Source organism: Flavobacterium sp. AK-345 (assembly GCF_058310175.1).
Genome location: NZ_JBZEER010000003.1, coordinates 462,858 through 489,261, shown reverse-complemented (window position 1 = coordinate 489,261; position 26,404 = coordinate 462,858). Strand labels below are relative to the sequence as shown.

At 33.6% G+C, this 26,404-nt stretch carries 16 protein-coding genes; 9 read left to right on the top strand and 7 right to left on the bottom strand.

The window, feature by feature from the left end; genetic code table 11:
* The first annotated feature begins 38 nt into the window (after positions 1-38).
* Positions 39-551, top strand: coding sequence for a hypothetical protein (locus AC4FQ3_RS08995; RefSeq protein WP_042563267.1), 513 nt, complete (start codon positions 39-41; stop codon positions 549-551).
* 49 nt (positions 552-600) lie between these two features.
* Here AC4FQ3_RS08995 and AC4FQ3_RS08990 read toward each other — a convergent pair whose 3' ends face one another.
* Both AC4FQ3_RS08990 and AC4FQ3_RS08985 read right to left on the bottom strand, forming a co-directional pair.
* A complete protein-coding gene (locus AC4FQ3_RS08990) occupies positions 601-954 on the bottom strand; it encodes a hypothetical protein (protein WP_491181637.1) in 354 nt (117 codons plus the stop codon).
* 40 nt (positions 955-994) lie between these two features.
* Positions 995-2,020 (bottom strand): LacI family DNA-binding transcriptional regulator, encoded by a 1,026-nt coding sequence (locus AC4FQ3_RS08985; RefSeq protein WP_042563269.1) that lies wholly within the window; start codon positions 2,018-2,020, stop codon positions 995-997.
* A gap of 165 nt (positions 2,021-2,185) precedes the next feature.
* Between AC4FQ3_RS08985 and AC4FQ3_RS08980 the strand changes: the two genes are divergently transcribed.
* The 3 genes from AC4FQ3_RS08980 (at position 2,186) to AC4FQ3_RS08970 (ending at position 7,994) form a co-directional block, all read left to right on the top strand.
* Positions 2,186-4,825 (top strand): TonB-dependent receptor, encoded by a 2,640-nt coding sequence (locus AC4FQ3_RS08980; RefSeq protein ID WP_491181636.1) that lies wholly within the window; start codon positions 2,186-2,188, stop codon positions 4,823-4,825.
* A 90-nt stretch (positions 4,826-4,915) separates the two neighbouring features.
* Positions 4,916-6,136 carry an MFS transporter gene (locus AC4FQ3_RS08975; protein ID WP_491181635.1) on the top strand — a complete coding sequence of 407 codons (1,221 nt, stop codon included), beginning with the start codon at positions 4,916-4,918 and terminating at the stop codon, positions 6,134-6,136.
* Positions 6,126-7,994, top strand: coding sequence for a trehalase family glycosidase (locus tag AC4FQ3_RS08970; RefSeq protein WP_491181634.1), 1,869 nt, complete (start codon positions 6,126-6,128; stop codon positions 7,992-7,994). The genes AC4FQ3_RS08975 and AC4FQ3_RS08970 overlap by 11 nt, the downstream gene beginning before the upstream one ends.
* A gap of 190 nt (positions 7,995-8,184) precedes the next feature.
* On the opposite strand, the gene AC4FQ3_RS08965 is transcribed toward AC4FQ3_RS08970, so the two are convergent.
* Complete coding sequence (locus AC4FQ3_RS08965) at positions 8,185-9,159, bottom strand: polyprenyl synthetase family protein (RefSeq protein WP_491181633.1); 975 nt, start codon at positions 9,157-9,159, stop codon at positions 8,185-8,187.
* Between the two features lie 269 nt (positions 9,160-9,428).
* On the opposite strand from AC4FQ3_RS08965, the gene AC4FQ3_RS08960 reads away from it, so the two are divergent.
* The 5 genes from AC4FQ3_RS08960 (at position 9,429) to AC4FQ3_RS08940 (ending at position 16,326) form a co-directional block, all read left to right on the top strand.
* Positions 9,429-9,950, top strand: a complete 522-nt coding sequence (locus AC4FQ3_RS08960) for a YceI family protein (RefSeq protein ID WP_042563274.1) — start codon at positions 9,429-9,431, stop codon at positions 9,948-9,950.
* A gap of 106 nt (positions 9,951-10,056) precedes the next feature.
* A complete protein-coding gene (locus AC4FQ3_RS08955; RefSeq protein WP_042563275.1) occupies positions 10,057-10,656 on the top strand; it encodes a TetR/AcrR family transcriptional regulator in 600 nt (199 codons plus the stop codon).
* Positions 10,657-10,666: 10 nt separating this feature from the next.
* Complete coding sequence (locus AC4FQ3_RS08950) at positions 10,667-12,001, top strand: TolC family protein (protein ID WP_042563276.1); 1,335 nt, start codon at positions 10,667-10,669, stop codon at positions 11,999-12,001.
* 9 nt (positions 12,002-12,010) lie between these two features.
* Entirely contained in the window at positions 12,011-13,078 is a 1,068-nt protein-coding gene (locus AC4FQ3_RS08945) for an efflux RND transporter periplasmic adaptor subunit (protein WP_042563277.1), read from the top strand.
* A gap of 71 nt (positions 13,079-13,149) precedes the next feature.
* On the top strand, positions 13,150-16,326 hold the full coding sequence (locus tag AC4FQ3_RS08940) for an efflux RND transporter permease subunit (RefSeq protein ID WP_491181632.1): 3,177 nt from the start codon (positions 13,150-13,152) through the stop codon (positions 16,324-16,326).
* 148 nt (positions 16,327-16,474) lie between these two features.
* Here the strand turns inward: AC4FQ3_RS08940 and AC4FQ3_RS08935 are convergent, their stop codons facing one another.
* From AC4FQ3_RS08935 to AC4FQ3_RS08920, 4 genes are all read right to left on the bottom strand, one after another.
* Entirely contained in the window at positions 16,475-21,154 is a 4,680-nt protein-coding gene (locus AC4FQ3_RS08935; protein WP_491181631.1) for a T9SS type A sorting domain-containing protein, read from the bottom strand.
* A 51-nt stretch (positions 21,155-21,205) separates the two neighbouring features.
* Entirely contained in the window at positions 21,206-21,643 is a 438-nt protein-coding gene (locus AC4FQ3_RS08930; protein ID WP_491181630.1) for a retropepsin-like aspartic protease, read from the bottom strand.
* A complete protein-coding gene (locus AC4FQ3_RS08925) occupies positions 21,595-24,261 on the bottom strand; it encodes a CHAT domain-containing protein (RefSeq protein WP_491181629.1) in 2,667 nt (888 codons plus the stop codon). The genes AC4FQ3_RS08930 and AC4FQ3_RS08925 overlap by 49 nt, the downstream gene beginning before the upstream one ends.
* Positions 24,262-24,402: 141 nt before the next feature.
* Complete coding sequence (locus AC4FQ3_RS08920; RefSeq protein ID WP_491181628.1) at positions 24,403-26,355, bottom strand: PKD domain-containing protein; 1,953 nt, start codon at positions 26,353-26,355, stop codon at positions 24,403-24,405.
* Between the last annotated feature and the right edge of the window lie 49 nt (positions 26,356-26,404).

Below are 26,404 nucleotides of genomic sequence, written 5' to 3'. Positions count from 1 at the left end.
AAGTTGCTAAGGTTTTTAAATTACGGAAAATAGATTACATGAATTATCATACTTATTGGTCTATTTCGGACTTGCCAACAAATTCTATCAAATCTTTTGAAGTTTTCCTTTGGATTAGTATTATATCTTTAATAATCTGGATTATTACCAAAAAATATAAAAAGAATAATGGGGATTACGAAAAATCAATATTGCTATGGTTATTAGGAATTGTTTTTTCATTTTCAATTGTTATGTTTTTTTATTTAAAATTTTGGACAATAGATTATTCAGAAGAGAGAATACAAAAACTTCTTCATTCGTCATATGTTTCAAAAGTTGAGGGAAAAATTTCTGATTTTAAAAGTTTTGAACCAGTTTCTCGAAGAGGAAATGTAACCGTTGAAAGTTTTAAAGTTGATTCAATTGAATTTCAATATGAAGATGCACTACTTGGCCGTTTTAATAGATTCACCAAAACCAATAATGGAGTATTTAAAGATGGTTTAAATGTTAGAATAACTTTTGAAAAAACAAATCATAATATTTTAAAAGTCGAAATTGCAAAATAATATTGAGTAAAAAATCTTAGCATCTCAGAACCTTAGCACCTCAGCACCTTTATTTGTAATGATTCCTAAACCAAACCTTCTGCCATTCTCTTTTTAAAATTAAAAAAGCAACTTGTTCAGCAAGAATTACTAAATCAGACCCATCTAGTTTTTTGATTTCGATTTCAGAAACATCAATGATATAAAGGAGATTTAAATATTCAGCAAATTTGTACTGAATCATTCGGTAGATTTTTTCGTGAAGCTGAATTTTTAATTCATCAGGAGAAATACTCAACGGAAAATCGATTCCTTCATTCGCCAGATTAAAGTCCTTATTGATTTGTTCAATCAAACTTAAATATAAATTTCCATTTTCGGCATCAGCCAATAAAATATCGGTATTTTCAGGAATCGGAAACATTGATGCGTTTTAAAGTTGAAGCAAAGTTAAAACTAAAAAATCATTTAACGGTCGATTCTCGTTCTATGATTCTTGTTGGAAGTTCTATAATTTGATGCGTAACTGGTCGATGTTCCTTAATGTCGGCAATTTCATCAATTAAAATAGAAACCGCGGTGTGTCCCATTTCAAATCCAGGCTGATCAATTGTCGTTAATTTAGGTGAAATAACCGTACTCATAAACCAATTACTAAACCCAAAAACAGCCACCTGATCCGGTGTTTTTATTCCGGCTTCATTAAAATATTTAATAATTCCGATTGCGACCAAATCCGTAATCGCAAAAATAGCGTCGATATCGGGATGCTCGTTCATGATTTTCTGGGCATTTTCGTAACCGTCTTCAAAATCGGTATTATTGTCGCAAACATAAACCAGCTTAGAATCATACTCAATTCCGTGTGCTTCAAGCGCTCGTTTATAACCTAAAAAACGATCAATAGAATTTTGCGGAACATACGAACCTCTAAAATGTGCAATTTTTTTAAATCCTTTATTAATAAGGTACGAAACGGCATCAAAAGCCGCTTTTGCATCGTTGATAACCACTTTGGAACAATCCACTCTTTTGGCAATTTTATCAAATAAAACAACCGGAGTATTTTTTCGGATCGCTTCATTAATATGAGAGAAATCGTCTGTTTCATTCGAAAGTGACATTAAAACACCATCAACACGTTTCTGAATCAATAAGGCAAGCTGTTTTTTCTCCAGTTCATACTTTTCGTTTGATTGTAAAATAATAACCAGATAACCTCTTTTTTCGGCTTCTTCCAAAATACCATTCAAAACGCTGGAAAAAAAGTGATGAACCGTTGCAGGAATGATCACACCAATAGTTTTGGTTTCATTGGTTCGGAGATTTACCGCGACAGAATTAGGAATATAATTCATCGTTTCGGCCATTTCGATCACTTTTGCACGTGTCGATTTACTGATATCCGTATATCCTTTTAGTGCTTTTGAAACCGTTGTGACTGAAATTCCTAATGCCGAAGCAATATCAATTAGTTTTGTGTCATTCATGAAATAAATGTACTAAAAATAAAATGTATTGGTAAAATATTAACTTCCGAAAACGTTTTAGGTGATTTCGAAAACGTTTTCGATTCCGAATTCTGAAATTGAAGTTAAATAGTAATTAAGTTTACATTCAATAAATAAAAACTTTACTAACCAAACCAAAAAATCATGAAACAGCAACATTCGTATTTAAGCATACTATTTTTATTATTGTGCTTGATTTTTGCTCCAAATAATGTATTTGCTCAGGCAAAAAACACAGTTTCCGGAAAAGTTTTAGACGAAACCGGACAAACAGTTTCCGGTGCAAACGTATCTTTAAAAGACACCGGAAAAAATACAGTTACAGATGAAAACGGTGCTTATATTTTCTCTGATGTTATCGCAGGAAATTACTCTGTAGAAGCCTCAAATGTGGGTTACAAAACCTATACAAAAGAAATTACAGTAAAAGAAGGCGAGTCTTTACAAGTAAATTTATTGTTGGAAGGTGAATCGCAAAACCTTAAGGAAGTTGTGGTTACAGGATCGTCAACTCCAAGATCGAAACTAGAATCGAGCGTTGCCATTACTACAATGGGCGCAAAAGCAATCGAAGACAGAGCGCCGTCAAGCACGGCAGCATTGCTTCAAACTATTCCAGGATTTGTGGTTGAAGCATCTGGAGGAGAAATAGGAAATAACCTTTTTGCAAGAGGGATTCCTTCTGCCGGAGCGTATGAATATGTACAAATTCAGGAAGATGGTTTGCCGGTTTTTGAAGATGGCGCACTACAATTTGCCAACGCAGATACTTTTTACAGATTAGACGAAACAATAAGCAAAATGGAAGCCGTTCGTGGAGGTTCTGCATCAATTTTTGCCAACAATGCTCCGGGTGGAATTATCAATTTTATTTCGAAAACAGGTCAGAATGAATTTATGGGAAGAGCCAAATTCACAACTTCAGATTACGGAATGTTCAGAACAGATCTTAATTTATCGGGCGCTTTAATTCAGGATAAATTATTTTTTAATGTTGGAGGATTTTACAGAGCCGATGATGGTGTAAGAAACACCGGTTTTACAGCCAATAAAGGCGGACAAATAAAAGGAAACATTACTTATAAATTTGACGATAGCGATTATTTAAGAATAAACTTCAAACATCTTAACGATAGAAATACGTTCTATTTGCCAATTCCGCTAAAAAGTAATAACGGAAAAATTGAAGGAATCGACGGATTTAATCCAAATTACGGAACGTTGACTTCAGTAAATTTCAGCCATTTAAATGTACCGCAATATGGAGGCGGTACTTTTAGTGCCGATTTAGAAGATGGTTCTCATCCGGTAATCAACTCGATTGGAGCGGAGTTTAAAAAGAAAATCTCTGAGAAAGTAACATTTAAAAACGCTTTCAAACAAACTTCGATTGACTTGAATTACAACGCTATTTTTCCAAATGGCGGACCTTGGACACAAGATGCTTATGCAACAGATATTCAAAATACAACTGCCGGAAATCTTGCTTATTCTTATGTAGATAATGGCGCGGCTCTAGATCCAAATGCTTTGATTATGAGAGCAGATCTTTGGCACATTGAGAAAAAGATGAACAACTTTGCGAATAATTTCTCTTTTACATTTGATTTAGATCCGGTGCAATTAACAGCCGGTTACTATTATTCGAACTGGAAATCAAATCAATACTGGAACTGGAATTCGTATTTAGTAAGTGTTTCAGACAATCCAAGATTATTGAATGTGACTGATAATACAACCGGAGTTGAACATACTTTTAATGGTGTAGAAAGAATTACATGGTTAGAAAGAGATGCGCAAACCAAAGGACTTTTGAATGATATTTATGCCGACGCTGAGATTAAAGCAACGGATAATTTGACCTTCAACGCAGGTTTAAGATACAACAAAGACAAATATTCAGGATACAGAGACAACGCCAGATTTTTTGCTGAAGATTTAGGAATTTTAGACAACAATACGGCTGATGACGCGGTGACAACGGTAAAAGGAAATCCGTATACTTATTGGAGATATGACGTAAGCGAATGGTCTTACACCGCAGCAGGAAACTACAAATTCAATGATAATATGGCTTCGTATGTTCGCTACAGCCATGGTTTTAGATCGCCAATTGAAGAATCATTTTATGACAATGCAGCCGATTTAAGCAAACTGGAAAATACAGAAGTAAATCAATTCGAATTGGGTTATAAATATTCAGGTTCTTTCTTCTCTGTAAATGCGAATTTGTTTCATATGAATTTAAAAAATGTGGCTTTCACAGATATTTTATCTGACGGATCTTCAGAAAATAAATTTGCCGACGTAAACAATATTGGTCTTGAAGTTGAAACCAACGCCAGATATGAATTCGTAAAACTGAACTTTACATTCACCGTTCAAAAACCGGAATATGATAATTTCACCGGAACAAATGCAGACGGTTCGACTTTTGATTTTAATGGAAATACAGCAAGAAGAATCCCTAAATTTTTCTGCAATTTAAGACCGGAAGTAGATATCACAAAAGATTTCACCGCTTATGTTCAGTTTTCTTATTATGATAAAAAATTCACGAATCAGGATAACAGACAAGTTTTACCAGCTTATAAAGAAGTTGGAGCAGGTTTAAATTATACGTATAACAATCTTCGTTTTGCAATTGATGCTTCCAATTTATTTAACGAAATTGGTTTAACCGAAGGAGATCCAAGACAAACAACATCTGCAGCAAGCGATGTATTTATGGCAAGACCAATTTTAGGACGCGCTTTTAGATTTTCGGTTGCGATTAATTTTTAATTCAACGTAAAAAATATACATACGGTAAAGTAGAGGCGCACAGCAGTGCGTCTCCGCACCGTAACCACAAAGCAAAGCAAATAAAAACAAATGAAAAACATAGGAATTAAAATCTCGCTTTACCTTAATTATTTTGTCTTTGCTATTTTATTAAACAGCGTAGGAATTGTGATTTTAAAATCGCAAAGAAATTATGGAGTCGATGAAGTTCAGGCGAGTATTTTGGAAGCTTTTAAAGACATGCCCATTGCCATAGTTTCGTTTTTTATAGCCTCTTTTTTACCAAGAATAGGCTATAGAAAAGCGATGCTTACAGGTTTGGCTTTGGTGACTTTGGCTTGTATTTCTATGTATTTTGGTAACTCGTTTGACAATGCTAAAATCCTTTTTGCAACCGTTGGAGTTTCCTTTGCTTTGATCAAAGTTTCTGTTTATTCGTTGATAGGAACCGTGACCGAAACCAAAAAAGAACACAATGCATTAATGAGCAGTATTGAAGGTTTTTTTATGGTGGGAATTGCTTTAGCATATTTTTTATTTCCTGCTTTTAATAATGAAAAAGATCCAAATTCGTGGTTGAATGTGTATTGGTTTTTGGCAGGATTATCATTGCTTTCGTTCTTGTTTTTATTCTTTGTAAAATTTGAAGAAGCTGAAGTTTCAGCAGGAGTAAATATCAAAGATGATTTTTTGCAAATGTTTAAATTAATGGCAAAATTGCTGACCGTTATTTTTGTAATCAGCGTGTTTTTGTTTGTCATGATTGAGCAGGGAATTCTTTCGTGGTTACCAACATTCAATACAAAAGTGCTTCATTTACCGGAGAATATCAGCATTATGATGGCGAGTATTTTGGCTATTTCATTGGCTATTGGGAGACTGATTGCCGGCATTGTAACCAAAAAAGTAAACTGGATTTGGGTTTTAAGTTTTTGCATTATTTCAGCGATGTTGTTGGTGATTTTTGTACTTCCAAAAACCGTTGGATTAGAAGTAAAAAACATCAATACACTTTCAGATATTCCATTAATTGGCTTTGCTTTTCCTTTAATAGGATTATTTATTGCACCTATTTATCCACTGTTGAATTCGATTGTTTTGAGTGCTCTGCCTAAAAATCTGCAAAGTTCCATGACAGGATTAATCGTGATTTTTTCTGCTCTTGGCGGAACGTTAGGTTCCAGAATAACAGGCTGGCTGTTTAAAAATGAAGGGCCAGAAAAAGCGTTTTATTTTACCTTAATTCCGATGACCTTATTACTGATTTCCTTTTTTATTCTTAAAAAAATAACTGCAAAAGATGAAATTTAAATTACATATAACCCAAACCATCGAAAAATTATTGGTTCAGGAAGATACTGACGGCGATAAAAAAATAACGATTGATGATCACGGTCCAAAAAGTTTTTTGCTGAACGATGAAAACGGAAATTCAGCATTAATTGAAGGAACCTATCAGCTTTCGAATTTATTACAGGAATTGGCTTTAGCCAAAAAAGAAGACGTTGAATTCGCCGAAATAGATCTGAATGAAATTACAGAAGATCCTGTAAAAAGAATTTCAAGAAAAATAAAAGATTTATACTGGAAAGGTCTTACCAGAACCATTGATGCCATTGGTGTAAAGAAAATTTTGGAAGATGATAAAATCGAAAATGAAATCGCGTATTTGTATGTGCCGTTTGGCGATGAAATTGTTTTTGATTATTTCAAAAAATTAGAAGCTACAACTCCGAAATTGAAGGTAGTTCAAATGCCTAAAAATATTTCACCGGAATATGTTTTATCGCTGAACAAAAAACCGGGAATTTTGGCATTGGCACTTCAAATAAAAAACAATGAAATCTCAGGCGTTCCTTTCGTTGTTCCCGGTGGAAGATTTAATGAAATGTACGGTTGGGACAGTTATTTTATTGCCAAAGGACTTTTGATTGATGATAAAATCGATCTTGCTTTGGGCATTGCCGAGAACTTTAAATATCAAATTGATCATTACGGAAAAATACTGAATGCCAACCGAAGTTATTATTTAACCCGAACGCAGCCGCCGCTTTATACATCTTTAATAATGGATGTTTTAGAAAAGTCAAATCCTGATATTTTTTGGATTGAAAGGCATTTAAAAACCGCTATAAAAGAATACAAAACCGTTTGGATGGAAGAAGGAAAACGACTTACGGCAAATGGATTAAATCGTTATAAAGCAGAAGGAATTGGGCTTCCGTTTGAGGTTGAAGAAGGACATTTTGATGATATTCTGGAGCAATATGCGCCAAAATATGGTTTGTCTACGAGAGAATTCGAAAAGAAATATCTCGAAAGAGAAGTTGTTGATGCTGAACTCGATAAATATTTTATTCACGATCGAAGTATGCGCGAAAGCGGTCACGACACCACAAACAGATTGGTCGGAATTTGTGCCAATTTAAATACGGTTGCGATTAATAGTCTGCTTTATAAATACGAAACGGATATTGCTTTTTTGATTGAGAAATATTTTAAAAATGAATTTCAATATTTTGAAGACAAATCTTTTTCGAGTGAATATTGGATTTCGAAGGCATCTTCGAGAAAAGAGAAAATCAACAAAATGTGTTGGAATGAAGAAAACGGAATCTATTTTGATTACGATTTTGTAAACGAAAAACAACATGTTTTTGAAGCGGCCCCAACATTTTATCCGCTTTGGGCAAAAATAAGTACGCCGGAGCAAGCCGATATTTTGGTAAAAAAGACGCTTCCAAAATTTAAAATGAAAGGCGGAATTGCAGGAAGTACCAAAGAATCTATTGCTGCCGTAGACGAAAATTCGCCAATACGACAATGGGATTATCCGTTTGGCTGGGCACCGCATCAAATGCTTTTGTGGGAAGGTTTACTGAATTATAATTTTAATGAAGAAGCACAGGAAATGGTCTATAGATGGCTTTGGCTGATTACCAGAAACGCCGTTGATTACAACGGAACGATTCCTGAAAAGTTTGATTTATCGATAAGTTCACACAAAATTTTCGCAGAATACGGAAACGTAGGAACGGAGTTTAATTACATCACCGAAGAAGGTTTTGGCTGGATGAACGCTTCGTATCAATACGGATTGACAATTCTAAAAGAGGATCTAAAACAAAAATTATCGGATTTAGTTGATCCCGATGAACTTTTTGGATAAACTAGTCTTCGACTTCGCTCAGGATGACACTCGTTATGTCAGGCTGAGCGAAGTCGAAGCCTTTTTCTATAGTTTTCTAAAATGACAAACCCGACAGGTTTTCAAAACCTGTCGGGTTTACTATGCGCAAAAAATAGCCACAGATTAAAAGATTTTTACTGATTAATCTTTTAATCTGTGGCATAAAATTTTAAACTTTTCTTCCCATTAAATTCTCACCAAAACTTCTAAGAATACCTTTCTTTTCAGCGTTGATTTCCATTTTTTCTAAAGTCTCAAAAGCTTTAAAAGTATACATTTCAATTGCTTCCTGCGTAGCTTTTGATGCTCCGGATTCGTTAAAAATGGCTTTTGCAGTTGCTATTTTTTCTGCATTATCTTCGAGTTGTAAACTAAATAATTTTTGTAATTCTGAAGCTTTTTCAGAAGAAGAAAATTCTAAAGCTTTGAGATATAAATACGTTTTTTTATTTACAATAATATCGCCGCCAACTTGTTTTCCAAAAGTTTTAGGATCTCCAAAAGCATCCAAATAGTCATCTTGTAATTGAAAAGCCAAACCTAAATTGAGTCCAAAATCATAAATTAAATCAGCTTCTTTTTCAGAAGTTTTCGCTACAATCGCACCCATTTTCATGGCCGCGGCAACTAAAACCGCTGTTTTATATTCGATCATTTTTAGATATTCAGGAATCGTTACGTTGTTTCTTTCTTCAAAATCAACATCCCATTGCTGACCTTCGCAAACTTCAAGAGCTGTTTTGCTAAATAATTTTGCCAAGTCTCTAAAAACTATTGGTTCGTATTGTTCAAAATATTGATACGCCAGAATAAGCATGGCATCTCCGGAAAGAATTCCGGTATTGATATTCCATTTTTCGTGTACGGTTACTTTACCTCTTCTTAAAGGCGCATCATCCATAATATCATCGTGAACCAGCGAGAAATTATGAAAAACTTCTACGGCCATTGCTGCCGGAAGCGCGATTTTGTAATCAGTATCAAATACTTCTGCAGCCATTAAGGTTAGTACAGGGCGCATGCGTTTTCCACCAAGGCCTAAGATATATTCAATAGGTTCGTAAAGGTTTTTGGGTTCTCTGGTAATGCTTTGACTTTCTAAATAAGTAATAAAAAAATCCTGGTACTGACTAATATCGTGCATAAATGAAATTCTGATTAACGAGCCTCAAAGATACGATTCAAATGTGAATTATAATTTTAAAAATTTAAAAGGAATTTAGTTTCCATAAAAAAGGGTACTAAAGCCGTTCATTTTTAATGGGTTAAAAATATTTTTGAAAAAACTTGGAAACTTTCTTGGTGTTTAAAGTTTCCTGTTTATATTTGCACTTTCAAAATGGAAACTTATAACACTTGAAAAGTTTCCATGGCGAGTTTGAGTAAATTATAAACTCATTAAATCAGATAATTATGAAAACAACATGGACCATAAATTCTAGCCAATCAGATGTTTTAATTAAAATGAGACATTCTATACTTGCTTATTTAGGAGGAACTGAAAATAAATTTGATGGTTATGTAAATATTGAAGACAATGAAATTGAAGATGCTTCGGTTGAATTTTCGTTAGATATAAATAACAAGGCAGATAGTTTTCAGCAAATTGATACTCACTTGCAACTGAATGATTTGTTTAATGTAAACGAACATCCAATTATTAGTTTTAAATCGACTTCATTTCAAAAAGTAAATAATAATATCAATTTCTTTAAAGGTGATTTAACTATAAAAGACGTAACCAAAGTTGTAGAACTTGATGCAGAATTTATTGGAATCAATTCTTATAACGGAGAGAGAAAAGTTGCTTTTGAAATTAAAGGCGATATTAAACGTCAGGATTTTGGTTTGGATTATAATTCATACAATCATAATGGCGGTTTAGCACTTGGAAAAGATATTAAGCTGATCGCTAATCTGGAATTTAGTATATAATTCTTATTTGATGAATAAGTTAATGTAAAATTATTACAAAATATTGGAAACTATTTTTTTTAAAAAAGTTTCCGAATTATATTTGTAAGGCAATTTGAAAATTAAGATGAAAGAAAAAATCATAGCAAAAGCAAGCGATTTATTTTTAAAGCTAGGCTTTAAAAGTGTTACGATGGATGATATTGCAGGTGAAATGTGTATTTCAAAAAAAACGATTTACAAATATTTTTGTAACAAAGAGGTTTTAATTGAAGAAAGTACTTCGATGGTTCACAGACAAGTACACGAAATAATTGATTCTATTGTGGCTAAAAACTACAATGCAATTATGGAAAATTTTGAGATCAGAGAAATGTTCAGAGACATGTTTAAAAATAATATGGATACTTCACCGATTTATCAGTTAAAAAAACATTATCCCGAAATATATCAAAATGTATTGTCTCACGAAATAGAGCAGTGTACGCAGTATTTTAGAGAAAATATTAAAAAAGGAATTAGCGAGAAACTTTATCGCCCGGATATAAATATTGATGTGTATGTGAAATTTTATTACACTTTAATTTTTCACATTAACGAAAATACAATTTCTGAAAGAGAGGCTCAGGAAATAGAATTAGAAGCTTTGGAATATCACACCAGAGCAATGGCAACACCAGATGGAATACTAGAATTAGAAAAACAACTTAAAAAAATTATTACTTAATCATCAATCTATGAAACGAATAATTCTTATATTTTTGTGTACAATTGGCTTGGCTGCCAACGCACAAGTCCAAACATTAACCTTAAGAGATGCTCTTACGTATGCGCTTCAAAACAAAGCGGATGCTAAAAAGGCTAAACTACAGGTTGAAAACAGTGAGTATCAAATTCAGGAAGTACGTTCACGAGCATTGCCTCAAATTTCTGCAAACGGAAATTTAACTTACAATCCCGTAATTCAGACAACAGTTATTGACGGAGCAGGATTTGGTGCGCCGGGAACTACAATTCAGGCTGCATTTGGTCAAAAATGGACGTCGACAGCAGGACTTTCTTTAACTCAGACAATCTTTGATCAATCTGTTTTTACAGGATTAAGAGCAGCGAAATCAACACGTGAGTTTTATCAAATCAACAATCAGTTAACAGAAGAGCAGGTTATTGAAAGGGTTGCAAATAACTATTATTCTGTTTATGTACAAAAAGAAAGATTGATTCTTTTAGACAGTAATTACGTAAACACAACAAAAGTTCGTGATATCGTAAAAGGACAGTTTGATAATGGTTTAGCTAAAAAAATTGACTTAGACCGTATCGTTGTGAAAATGTCAAATATAGATACAGAACGTCAGCAAATTAAAAATCAAATTACTTTACAGGAAAATGCTTTAAAGTTTTATATGGGAATGCCTATTGAAACTCAAATTGACATGCCAAAAGAAGAATTTGAAGTGGTTCCTGCAGCATTAACAGAACAGCCAACAGTTGAAAACAGAACAGAATATCTGCTTTTGAAAAAACAAGAAGAGCTTTTAGTGTATAATAAAAAAGCTGTTGAAGCTGGATATTACCCTACGCTTTCATTAACGGCTGGTTACAATTACATTGGTCAGGGGCCTGAAATGCCTTGGTTTGCAAAACCAAAAGACGGAGTTTACTGGTCTGATTACTCAGCAATTGGATTAAACTTACATGTGCCAATTTTTACAGGTTTCGGAACTCGTGCTAAAGTAAGACAAGCCGATGTAGAAATCAGATCTTTACAAGAAGATATTAAAGACACAAAACTTTCTCTTGATTTAGACTATAGAAATGCAATGGCTGACATCGAGAATAACATTGTGACTATTCAGAATCAAAAAGAAAATATGCAATTGGCATCAGAGATTCTAAGCAATACAAAAAACAATTATCTTCAGGGACTGGCATCTTTAACAGATTTATTAGATGCTGAAAATGCATCACTTGAAGCTCAAAATAATTATACCAGAGCAGTTTTAAATTATAAAATTGCCGAAATAGCACTAATCAAATCAAAAGGCGAACTAAAAACTCTTATTAAATAACTAATTACAATGAAGAAAACTATTATAACAATCGTAATCATAATCGCAGCACTGGGTGTGATTGGATATGTCTTAAATAATAATAAGAAGGAGAACAAAGCAAAAACAGATATCGTAGCAGAAAAAAATGCTGCAGTTTCGGTTAAAGTTTCTCCTGTAAAAACAGAAGAAGTTTCTTTGGATTTCGTTGCAAATGGAAATTTTCAACCAATTCAGGAATTAACTTTCTCTGCTGAAAAATCTGGAAAAGTAATCAGCGTTTTAGCTAAAGAAGGTGATTATGTAAGAGTAGGTCAAACTTTATTGACAGTTAGAGGTGATGTAATTAATGTTAGTGCACAACAAGCGCAGGCAGTTTACCAAAATGCAAAATCTGATTATGAAAGATATGAAAATGCTTTTAAAACAGGTGGTGTTACAAAACAACAATTAGATCAGGCTAAGTTAGCTTTAACAAATGCACAGTCTAGCTTAACACAAGCAAACATTAATGTTGGAGACACAAAAGTAAAAGCGCCAATAAGCGGATTTATCAATAAAAAATATATTGAGCCGGGATCTATTTTAGCAGCAACGCCAGCAACAGCTTTATTTGATATCGTAAATGTTTCTAAATTAAAACTAGTTGTTACAGTAAACGAAAATCAGGTTGCCAGTTTAAAATTAGGAAACCAAATTAAAGTAACTGCAAGTGTTTATCCTGATAAAACTTTTTCCGGAAAAATTACTTTTATAGCTTCAAAAGCAGATGAGTCTTTGAATTTTCCTGTTGAAATTGAAATTACAAACAACTCAAACAACGACCTGAAAGCAGGTATGTACGGAACTGCAATTTTTGCATCAAACCAACAAAAACAAAACTTGATGGTTGTACCTAGAAATGCATTTGTAGGAAGTGTGAGCAGCAACGAGATTTTTGTAGTTGAAAATGGTATTGCAAAATTAAGAAAAGTAACTGCGGGAAGAATTTTAGGTGATAAAGTAGAAGTTATCAATGGATTATCTGACGGAGAAACTGTAATTACTACAGGTCAAATTAACTTACAAGACGGTAATACAGTAGAAATTATTAAATAATTTAAAGCGATAAGCTATAGGCCATAAGCATTAAGCTTATTGCCTACAGCCTACAGCCTAAAGCAAAAAATATGAAATTAGCCGAAATATCCATAAAACGTCCGTCGTTGGTAATTGTATTGTTTACAATTCTAACACTTGGTGGATTGTTCAGTTACAGCCAATTAGGTTATGAGCTGATCCCGAAATTTGAACAAAACGTTATTACAATTTCTACAATTTATCCGGGAGCTTCTCCAAGTGAGGTAGAAAACACAGTAACCAAGAAAATTGAAGATGCGATTGCATCCTTAGAGAATGTCAAAAAAATCGACTCAAAGTCATACGAAAGTTTATCTATTGTATCGATTACATTAACATCAAATGCAAAGGTCGATTTTTCTTTGAATGATGCACAGCGTAAAATCAATGCCATTATTAGTGATTTACCGGATGATGCAGAAACACCTTCGCTGACGAAATTCTCGCTGAGTGATTTACCAATTATGACACTTGGTGCTAATGGGAAAATGGACGAAGCTGAATTTTATGACTTAATTGACAAAAAAATTGCTCCTATTTTATCTCGTGTACAAGGTGTTGCCCAGGTAAATATTATTGGTGGTTCTGAGCGTGAAATTCAAGTAAATCTTGATGCTGTTAAAATGCAGGGTTACGGATTATCTGTTCCACAGGTACAGCAAAACATTTTGACGTCGAATTTAGATTTCCCAACAGGAAATATCCAAACACGTAATCAAAAAATATTAATTCGTTTAGCGGGTAAATATAAAAGCGTTCAGGAGTTAAGAAACCTGGTAGTTTCTTCTCAAAACGGAATTCAGGTTCGTTTAGGTGATATTGCCGATGTTCAGGATACTCAAAAAGTAGCAGAAAAAATATCACGTGTAGATCAAAAAAGTGCTATTGTTTTGCAAATCGTAAAACAATCTGATGCAAATGCAGTAGCAGTAAGTGAGCAATTATTAAAAACAATTGCTATTCTTGAAAATGATTATAAAGCAAATCAATTAAAATTAGAAGTAGCAAAAGATAGTACAATTTTTACTCTTGAAGCTGCAGATTCTGTAGTTCACGATTTATTAATTGCAGTAGTTCTGGTAGCTTTTGTAATGTTGTTCTTTTTGCACAGTATTAGAAACTCATTGATCGTAATGGTTTCGATTCCGGCATCGTTGATCGCTACTTTTATTGGTATTTATTTAATGGGATATACATTAAACTTAATGAGTTTATTAGGATTATCTCTTGTTGTAGGTATTCTGGTCGATGACGCGATTGTGGTCCTCGAGAATATTTATCGACATATGGAAATGGGTAAAGGCAGAATTCGTGCATCTTACGACGGAACTGCAGAAATTGGTGGAACTGTAACTTCGATTACATTAGTAATTGTCGTGGTATTCTTGCCAATCGCAATGAGTTCTGGTTTAGTATCTAATATTATTACACAATTTTGTGTTACCGTAATTATTTCAACTTTACTGTCACTTTTAGCTTCATTTACAATTATCCCTTGGTTATCATCTCGTTATGGTAAATTAGAGCATATTGAAGGAAAGAATTTATTTGGAAGAATTATTCTTGGTTTCGAAAGTTATTTAACTCGTTTTACAAACTGGGTTTCTGATTTATTGACTTGGTGTTTAGATCATTATGTTAAAACCATTTTAGTTGTTCTTGTATTGTTCTTCGGATCAACAATTGGATTAATGGGTGGAGGTTTCATTGGAGGAGAATTCTTTGCATCTTCTGATAGTGGGGAGTTTTTAGTTCAAATTGAAATGCCGAAAGATGCTTCATTAGAACAAACCAACTTCATGACGCAAAAAGCAGAAGCTTATTTGAAATCTCAGGAATATGTTCATAGTCAGATTACAACTGTAGGACAAACCAGTGAAGGTTTTGGTGCATCTCAGGCTACGGCTTACAAAGCAGAGATTGACGTAAAAATGATCGAGCAAAAAGATCGTACTGATGATGCCAACGTTTACGCAGCAAAAATCAAACGTAAGCTTGAAAAAGTATTAGTAGGAGCAAAAGTAAAAACAGTTCCTGTAGGTATCTTAGGAACTGCTGAGGATGCTACTTTAGGATTGATCGTAACAGGTCCATCTACAGAAAGCGCTATGGCATTTGCTAAATTAGCTGAAGCTGAATTACGTACAATTCCTGGAACAACAGAGATTAAATTAACTGTTGAAGACGGAAATCCAGAGGTAAATGTTAAAGTTGATCGTGATAAAATGGCAGCTTTAGGATTAACACTTCAAACGGTTGGTTTAACGATGCAAACTGCTTTTAGTGGAAATACAGACGGTAAATACAGAGCCGGAGAATATGAGTACGATATCAACATTAGATATAATGCATTTGACAGAAAAAGTATTACTGACGTTAGTAATTTGATTTTCATCAATTCTGCAGGACAACAAATTAAGTTATCTCAATTTGCTGATATTACAGAAGGATCAGGACCTAGCCAGTTAGAGCGTAGAGACAAATCTGCTTCGGTAACAGTAAAAGGACAAAACGTTGGGGTTCCTTCAGGAACAATTGTAACGCAATGGCAGGCAAAATTAGATAAGCTTAAAAAACCAACAGGTGTAAACTATATCTGGGGTGGTGACCAGGAGAACCAATCTGAAGGTTTTGGTACTTTAGGAATCGCTTTATTGGCGGCTATTATCTTGGTTTACCTTGTAATGGTGAGTTTGTATGACAGTTTTGCTCACCCGTTTGTAGTATTGTTTGCAATTCCGCTTTCGTTTATTGGTGCGATGCTGGCATTGGCTTTGACTAATAACTCATTAAATATCTTTACGATTTTGGGTATCATCATGTTGATTGGACTGGTGTGTAAGAACGCGATCATGCTTGTCGATTATACCAACCAAAGAAGAGCTGCAGGTGAATCAATCAGAACGGCATTAATTCAGGCGAATCACGCTCGTTTGCGTCCGATCTTGATGACAACAATTGCGATGGTATTTGGTATGTTCCCAATTGCATTGGCATCTGGAGCAGGAGCTGAGTGGAAAAACGGATTGGCTTGGGTAATTATCGGAGGATTAATTTCTTCTTTATTCCTAACCTTGATTGTAGTTCCGGTTATTTATAACATCATGGAGAAAATCATTGCCAGAGTTAGCAAAGGAGAAAAAGTAGATTACGAAGCTGAAATGGTTGCAGATTATGAGCACACCGAATTAAGCGAAGACGGTTTTAATCCTAAACATACGCATTAAGAAATTCCAATATTTAAAGTTCCAAATTCCAAAAGGAAATTGAATTTTATACAAACAAAAAATCCCAAATTCCAATTAAGGAGTTTGGGATTTTTAATTTATAAGAAGTTCTCAAATTTGGAATTTCTTTATTAGAATTTAAACTTTGTTATTTCTTCACAATTTTTATTGTTTTTGTCTTTCCTTCAGATGTTACTTTTAAGAAATAAAATCCTGATGAAACATGTGATAAATCAATTTCAGAATGATCACTGTTTATTTTATTAGTTAAAATAGATTTTCCTGAAACAGAGAATATTTCAACCTCATCAATATTTGAAGTATTATGAATACTTAAAGTATGCTGCACCGGATTTGGATAATAAGTGAAATCAGGTAAAACAAAATCAGGATTAGAAAGAGTACCTTTTGCTTTTGTTGTAACAGCAAGGCGTTCCTTACTTTCAATTCCATTAATGGTTTGTGAGGCATAATATGTTGTTCCATTAACTAAAACCGTTGTTAAAGGCAAAGTTGTTTCAGTAGTTTTATTTGTTTTACCAGATAAGGAATTTGGGTTGCTGTACCATTTAATGTTTTGACCCTCTACAACAAGATCTGCTAAAGTTTGTCCTGGAGTAAATTCTATAGCCAGCGAATTTTTACCTTCTATTGAGGGTGCCGGCGGGTCTAAATTAACAGACATTACTGCAGCACATCCATTTTGATCTCTTACATATATTTCATGAATTCCATAAGGTACACTATTGAAAATATTACTCGATTGAAAAGAAGCTCCATCAAAACTATACTCATATAATCCGTTTCCACCAGTTGTAGTAACCGTTATTGTTTGATTTTCTACAGTAGCGGATGAAACCATTAATGTCGCAGGTTGTGATATAAATATATTATTTGATAGAAAGGTGTAACCAGCAGAATCATCAATTTTTACTTTATAAGAACCAGCGGGTAAATTAGAAAACGAATTCATACTAGAATTAGCAGTAATTTGAATTCCATTATTATAAAGAGAATAAATGTAAGGAGCTAATCCTCCAGATGCATTTGCTACAATTGCACCGTCCTGACTTCCGTAGCAGCTTATGTTTGTATTTGCTATTGTTGCTGTTAATGGATTAAGAGGTTCTATCACAACATATAATGAACTTATATTATTTGAACTATCTCTTACGTCTATTATATATATACCCGGTACCAGATTAGTGAATATATTGTTTGCTGTATAATTGTCTCCGTTTATTGAATACTTATACGGAGCTAAGCCACCTGTGGCAACTACCTTTATTGTACCAAAATTTTCGATAGCTGTTGGTCTGGTAATAACTGCTGATATGATTAAAGGTGAATATAATTCAGTATCGGAAGAAACTACACATCCATTTGCATCTGTAACTTCTACAACATAACTTCCAAATGCTACGTTATTGAAAATATTCTCATTTTGAGAACCTATAATAATTTCTGAATTTTTCTTGAGCGTATATTTATATGGAGTTTTGCCTCCCGTAACATTAACCCTTATTGTTTTATTATAAACATCTGTTGTAGTTGTTGCTGATAGGATAGATTGTTCTACAGTAACATATGTTGTGTAATTGCACCCATTGCTGTCTTTTACAAATACGGTATGATTTCCAGCTATTAAATCACTTGATGTATTTGCGTTAATAAAAGAAACGCCACCAGTAAAAGAATAAGTATATGGTGCCTGACCTCCAGTTGCAGTAATAGTTACAGAGTCTTTAACACCACATTCAGTAGCTTTGTTAACTGTTGCTGTTGCTAGTAACGATGTAGGAGATGCTATTATTAATGGTGTTGTATATACACATCCATTTGCATCTTTAACTTTAATAATATGCGTTCCTGGAAAAACACCTCCATATGAACCACTTGACTGATAATCGTAATTATTGATTGAATACTGATATGGAGCCGTACCACCAACACCACTAATTGATATATAGGTAATGGGGTTAGTTGAACAATCGGTAATTGGTTGATAACTAATTGTGGCAGTCAATGGAACAGGCTGTAGTAATATAATATCATTTGTAAGAACAGTACAATTATTAGAATCTTTGATCGTAAAATGATAGGTTCCTGCAGTTAAATTATTAAAAATGTTCGAAGCCTGAAAAGAACCTCCATTTAAAGAATATTGATAATTGCCACTTCCTCCGGCTGCAGTAACATTTATTGAACCATTGCTAACACAATCTATACCTTTCATAACAACAGCAGTTGCTGCTAAAGAAGGACTTATAGTAGCTGCAAGGGTAGTTGTAGCGTTCTGGGTATCTTTAACTTTTATTATATAAGTACCTGCAGATAAATTTGAGAAGACATTTGAGGGTACATAATTATTTCCATTATTTATCGAATATAAATAAGGAGCAATTCCGCCGGTTGCATTTATTGTTATTGTTCCTGTCGGCTGAAAGCAATTAACAGCATTTGTAACAACAGTAGCTAAAAGTGTCGGTGGTGGTGCTACATATATTTCAGAGGATAATAAAGTGCAAGAATTAGCGTCTGCAATTTTTACACTATAAATTCCTGTTGGTAAATTAGTAAACGTATTATTGCTTTGAGGTGCAGCGACTATTATTCCTTCTTTTTCCAAAGAATAAGAATAAGGTGGATTTCCTCCCAATGCATTAGTAGCTATACTTTGCTCAAAAGTTGAAACAGTTGCAGTTAAAAGTGTCGGCTCAGCAATAGTAATAGATGCAATTGCCATACAACCGTTCTTATCTTTCACAGTTACATTATACACACCTGAAGATAAGTTGTTAAAAGTATCTGTTGGTTGAAATTGATACCCATTTAATGAGTATAGATATGGGGCAGAACCTGTAATTACAGTAGTTTTTATTGAGCCATTGTTACTGCCATTACAACGAACATCTGTTTTGGCTACTGTTATTATTGGAATAATAGGAGGATTTATAACAACAGTATTTGTCGTCGAATTATGATCTGCATCCTGAACTTTGACCGTATAAGTATTAGCCGTTAGGTCAGAAAAAATATTTGATGAAAAATAATTTGCCCCACCATTTATGGAATATAAATATGGAGGTTTTCCACCAGTTGCATTTACAGCTATAGATGCATTACTTAAACAGTCCATCTCTTTAGTTATTGCAACAGCAGAAGCTAAAGGTTTTTGGTCTTCAATGGTAATACTAAAATCATAAGATTCACATCCTTTTGAATCTTTAATTCTTACAATGTGAATTCCGGAAGACAAATTTGTAAAAACATTGCCAGCTTGAAAAGCAGCACTATCAACAGAATATTCATAAGGAGCAGTTCCTGCCTGGCCATTTAAAGTTACAGTTTGACCTTCTATAATAATATTAGGATATATAGGTGTTGGTTGTACAATGATATGTTCGAAAGTAGCGATACAACCAACAGCATCTTTTACCTTAATTTGATATGTTCCAGGACTAAGATCAGTGTAAGCATTCTTAACTGAGTATATGCTATTATTAATAGCATATTGATACGGAGCTTCTCCTCCAACAGCATTAATAGTTAGTGATGTTTTATCTTTGGCGCACAATAACTCCGTATGTAAAGCTGTGGCAGATAATGGTGAAGCTTGTTGTATTTTGGTTGTAATTGCCGGAGAAATACAATCATTACTATCTTTCACTAACACAGTGTAATTCCCTGCAGGTAAATCAGAAAAAGTATTTTCTGCAGAAAAAGTTGTTCCACCATCAATTGAATAATAATGAGGGATTTGTCCTCCATTTGCAACAATGTTGATACCTCCATTATTTATACAGCTTGACGTATTTGTGACAATAGTAGTACAGTTTACAGGGATATATGGGAGTAATTCGATTGCAAGATTATTAACGATTGTATTTTCGCTATCCTTTATAGCAATAGGATAAGTTCCCGCACTTAAATTGTCAAAAGTATCGCTTGTTTGAAATGTTATTCCTCCATTTAGTGAATACAAATAAGGAGGGTGACCTCCATAACCAAAAGCACGAATCGCAGCATTTCCCCAGCAGGTTACATGTTTTAGCGTCATTCCTCCAGAGCTTAAGGGAAATTCAGAATCCCCAACAACAATGGTAGTAAAAACACTACACCCTCTAGCATCTCTTACATATATGGGCTGAAAACCAACAGGTAAATCTAAAAAAACATTACTTGCTTGATAAGTAGCCCCATCTAAAGAATATAGATATGGTTCTGTACCACCTGTCGGGGTAATGGTTGTGTTTTGATTTACTGTTATTGATGTTGCAGTGAAAGTTGCAGGAGCAGTAATAACGTGGTCAATTGAAGCAATGCACATTTGGCTGCCATCTTTTACTTTTATATGGTAAGTTCCGGAGAGTAAATATTTGTAATAATTATTGCTGGTAAAAGGACCTCCGTTTATTGAATATTGATATGAACCTATTCCTCCTGAGGCATTTATGGTCAGCGAAGAGGTTTCTTCACTGCATATTATTGGGGTATGTGAAGCTGTTATCTTTAAAGACTCAAAAGTCATCAGATTAAAATAATCTGTTGAAATAGTTCCGTTATAATCAATTCGACCGTAAATTTTTGACGGGCCTATTGCACCAATATACTGCGTCGGATTTGCAATTATATTCGTATTATTTAATGCATCATCAAGACTTAAAAAATAAGTAACGTTTGTTTCGGCAGGATCTAAATTACCAATAAAATCATTTTTTAGCGAAGTCAAATCAAAAGGTTCGCTTGAGCAAATGGTAATAGAAGTTACCTGGGCATAAAAAATAGTGGTAATAAGAAGAAAGAAAAAAAGTAGAGTTTTTTTCATACGTATAGGTTTGTTAATTTGTTTTAACAAATATATACAAAAAAGGCAGTCTTATTTTAAATAAACATAATGATTAAAATAATCGATAATCGCCTTGCCTTCAAGTAAAACATCGGCACCAATAATGCCATGAACAGGTTTCGCTTTATAAGATTCCAGAGCCTCATTTACATGAGAAAGATCAAAAATTACCAAACCAAAATCAGTGTTTTTCCAGCTTCCGATTTGTAAATTATTATGGGCAGAAACTTCCGTTTTCATTCCTGTTCCGCCGGCCCCTGAAGCTTTTGTTTTTGATTTTTTTGATGAAATTTCAAAACGTTCTATACTTTCGAAACCAATGCAGGTGTTCGAAGCTCCGGTATCTAAAATAAAACTTCCTGAAACGCCATTTATTTTGGCTTTTATTAGAAGATGCTGCGTTTTAGTAACTTTGAATTTTATTTTTTTGTATTTCTCTTTTTTGAGAACTTCGTGAAGATTTTCCATTTTCGGTAATGATTGAAAACCAAAAATAAGCCAATTACCGTCAATAAACTAATGATGTAAAAGATATAATTTGTTGCTTTTTCTTCAGCAGAAATAGAACCATAATACACAAAAGAACTCCAATAATAAGGTGATTTCTTCGCATTGGGAATCGATTTATCGTTTAGAAAATCAAGTTTTGCATTCGTATTTGCTTCAAAATACGGAACATCATTTTTAATGTTTTTATAAAAATTAGTCATAAAAACCGATGTTGTATAATCGTTGACTTTCCACAGCGAAAACAATAAATTCTGCGCGCCCGCAAACTGAAAACCTCTTGCAACGCTCATCGCGCCTTCAGCTTTGTATAATTTTCCAATTCCGGTTTCGCAGGCACTTAAAACCACTAAATCCGGATTTATATTGAGATTATACAATTCAGAATACAATATTTCCTGATCATAAAATTTAATGCTGGCCGGAGTTTCAATATCGCCCGAAGAAGCATGTGTGCTTAAGTGCAAAATCGAATATTGGTTTGCATTTTTTTTAAAATTAGAAAAAGTTGCAGCAGAATTTTCTAAATATTTTCCTTTGAAATTCGATTGTATAGATTCTAATTCTTTCTTAGAATAACTCAATTCATAAGCCGTCTTTTCAAAAACCGGAAAAATCCCTAAAACCGTTTTTTCTGAGTTTGAAATGGGTTTTGAATTTAAATAAAAACTCGCCGAAGTATTATAACCAATCTTAAAATCATTTAATAAATAATGCATTTTGGCAAAATTTGTTGTTTTTGATTCTGTGGTAATCAAAGCTTCAAAAGGAAGAAAATTCAAAATTCCGTCAGGAACAATGATGAGGTTTTTATAGATGACATTTGAAGGTAATTTCAACAAATCATAAACTCTTTTTCCATAATAATTATATCCCGAAATATCATTTGTAATCGCGCCTGCAGAACTGAAATAATCAATAAATTTTACAATTTCAATCATAGATCTGTGTGCGGTATAAATATGTCTAAAATTGATTCTGTTGTTTTGTAAAGTGAAATAAAACAAATTTTCATTTCCGATAAAATAATAAACCAAAACGGCTTTGTCTTTCTCCAATTTTGAAAACAATCCTTTTAAATCAATATTTTCAGGAATATAATCCGGGTTTTCAGATTGAATATTTTTCAGCAAAAGCATCAATTCATTTTGCTTTTTTATAAGCTGATTTATTTTTGAAATATTAGCTAAATCGCCTTTTTGCTGTTCTTTTATAATAGTGTTATTGACATTCTGAAATTGCTGTATAATTTGTTTTTCTTTCGCGGAAGCGTCTTTAATATTTGAACGATAACCTTTTAAAATTCCGGATTTTGTTTTTTCGGCCAATTGAAAAGCGTCGTTTAAATATTGTATTTTACTGTCTTCCTGATACAATCGATCATAAATCAAAAGACATTTTTCGGTACGATTGCGAGCTCTGATTTGGGTTATAATTTTAGAATTTTCATAAATTAATCCATTCATCAAAAGATCTTCGATATAAAAAGAAAGTTTAAAGGCGTCAAGAGTTTTTTTTGGATGATTTTGTTTGAATAGAATTTCTGCTTGTAAATCTAAAACATCAATTAAAACCGTTTCAGCATACAATTGATCTTGATTGGGAAAAATGTTTTTTGAAGAATAGTTGGGAATTAGAATTTTAAAAACTGCAGAAATCTGTTTTTCACTTTCATCATATTTTCGCTCATCAAAAAGCAATAAAGCTTTTTCATAATAGAGTTTTGCTACTTTTCGTGGCTGTTGGTTTTGAGTTTGAAAAAACAGCTTTTCAGCTTTTGCTAAATACGAATCGGCGACTTCAAATTGTTGTCTTTGCCTATTAAGATTTGCCAGATTTCGATAAGAATTAGATAAAGTTTCTGATTGCTCTTTTTCATTTTTCAGATAATGAACCGCCGACTCAAAAGTATTTTCAGCTTTTTGATAAATTTCCGGATGCATTAAATTTCCGGACGAACTCAATATATAATTATTCCCAAGATTATTCAGTAAAATTCCTTTCTGCCCATTCGATAATTGCTCAGTTTTCAAAGTACTCTCTAATAATTCGATCGCCAAAGAAATTTTACCGGAACTCTGATAAACATTCGATAAATTCAAAATCGCTGCAAATTTTTGTTTCGCCGCGTCAGGATAATTTTTGGTAGTATTTATAATAAAAAAATATTGTTTGATAGTGTTTTCGGCACTGTCATAATCACCTAAAACCGTGTATAAATTCCCCAAAGGTTTCAGGCAAAATTCAATAATGTCATAATTGCTCAGTTTGTTTTTCTGATAAATTTGCCAGGCTTTTTCGTAGCTCGCAATCGCTTTTTCGGTTTGTCCAAATTGGTTTTCATAATACGCTTTGTTGCAGTTTAAAACCACAATTGCTAATAATTCATCTTTGGTTTTTGGTTTAGGATTTCTCCAAAACTCAGTTTCTGTTTTCGTTAAATTTTGTAACGCTTTCGCGGAAGGATTTGCCACAAAAACATCAATTGAATTGTATATTTTATCTTCTTGGGAAACAGTTTTCTGTCCAAATAAAATTAGAGTTGAGAACATGAAAATATAGCAATACAGTTTTGTCATTTGTTTAAAATTTTTCGCCACGAATTCACGAATTATTCTTCTTCTTTTTAATGAAGAAAATTCGTGAATTCGTGGCTATTTATTTAATAATCTCCGCGCATCTCTGCGAAAAACCTTTGTGGATCTCTGAGGAATAACTTCCTAAAACTTCCAAATTCCATAAAGCTGAAAATAATTAAAACCTTGCTCAAAGTTGATGACGTAACGCGCACCAAAACTCGGTCCGATTCTGGCAAAACCAGCTGTTAAATCAAATAATAATCCAGTTTTAAAATCAGCAAAGGAGTTTTTTACCGTATTGGATGTTGTCGTTGTATTGATTAAAAAGTTTTCTTTATCGCCTTCAAAAGTTTCGATTTTTATGTTTTGATTTTGTTCTTCAGACACATTTATATTGGCCTGAATTCCCGCACCAATTCCGATATAATTATTGATGTTGTACCGAATTAAAACTGGAACTTCCCAATTCACATTCTTGTTTTCTGCTGTGGTGGTTGTGCGCACCAATTGTCTCACTCCGTTTGCGTTTGTGTTTATCTGATCGACGACATTAATAGCATTATCGTATTTGTTTAAAGCATTGAGCCATTCAGCCTGCCAATAAAAACGATACGATTTAAAAGGAGAAATCGTTGCGCCCACAAAATAACTCGTCGATTTTTCCAGATCAGGATAGAGATTATAACCTGCTTTTGCGCCAACCGAAATCCCAGGTAAAAACCGGGTAGTGGCGTAATTGGTAATTATAGGTTCATTTTTGTCGAAAATAATAGCCGTTCTGCTTCGGGTTTTTACTTTGTGAAAGTCTTCCGCAAACTTCATCGAATATTTTACAAAACCTTTTGTAGAATCTTTTTCATGTACATTTTTCTGTTCGCTTCCGGGTAAATAAATGTTTTTGAAAGTAAAGAAAATCTGTTTTTGTTTGATAATTGTATCAAGGCAACTAACAGTTGGAACCTCATCTTTTGGACAAATCGGACACTTTGGATACATGTCTTCGATCTGAAAAGTCTTTTTATCGAACATATCCGGAATATCAGTTTCTAAGCGAATCATTCTCGCCGGACCTTCACCGTTGTTTTGAAAACGGGTTTTAAAATTCACTCTTTTAAAACGAACCAATCTGTAATTCATAAAACTTCCGTTTGAGCCCATTTTGTTTGGATCATGAGAAGTTACGATTTCCATTTCCAGATTTTTTATTTTATGGTTTTTATAACTTCGATTCGGAACAAAAATTCCACGCATTGTAACTGTTGCGCTCGTATCTTTAATCATTTCCGGAGTCGTTTTAAAAGTATAAAAAACATTGTGCGTTTCTCCGGGATTTTGATCATCAAATTCTAAAACCGAAACATTATGATACGTTTTATTTGCGTCTAATAACGAAGCGTCAAGATCTTCTTCAGAAGTTGTATTTCGGTATTTTTTAAGATTCTGAATGTTTTCGGCGGAAGCCAGATAATTTTTAGAATCATCAAGATCATTGACAGAAGCGATGATATTTTCTTTTACTTCGCGTTCGTTGGCATAAGTTCTAAAATCGACCAATTCAAAATTATTGTTCTTGAATTGTTTCTCATTATAAAACAAATATAGCTTTCCGCCCGATACATAATTCTCCAGATTTTGATAACCCACTACAACTACCATTTCCTGTTCTGGAATCGGGTCGCAGTTTTTGATAATGGTAAATCCGTTTTGGTCTGCGATAGATGCTATGTCTTTATAATTGGTATCTGTAATATCGTTTATAGCCACTTTTTTTGGCCGTGTTGCCGGAGGTTTTCCGTTGTCATAATTGTTGGTTACGGCAAGTCTTGTGGTGTAAGTTCCTTTGCTTTTATACACATGTTTGGGTTCGGCTTCTTTACTATAATGACCGTCGCCGAGTTCCCATAAATAAGAATAACTTGGTTTTGGCGCACCAGCAATCGGAATTAAAGGCGGTGTTTCGGGTTTATAAGTAACGGCGTTTCCGTTCTGGATAAAACCAATATTAGCTCTTCGGGTTATGGTGTCTTTTACTTTGGTTTGCGAGAAAGAGATTATAGAAAAAAGAATAAAGAGAATAGATGATAGTGGTTTCATAACTAGGTAATTTTTTAGCCCTGATAGTAGTGGAAATCCTTTTTCTGGC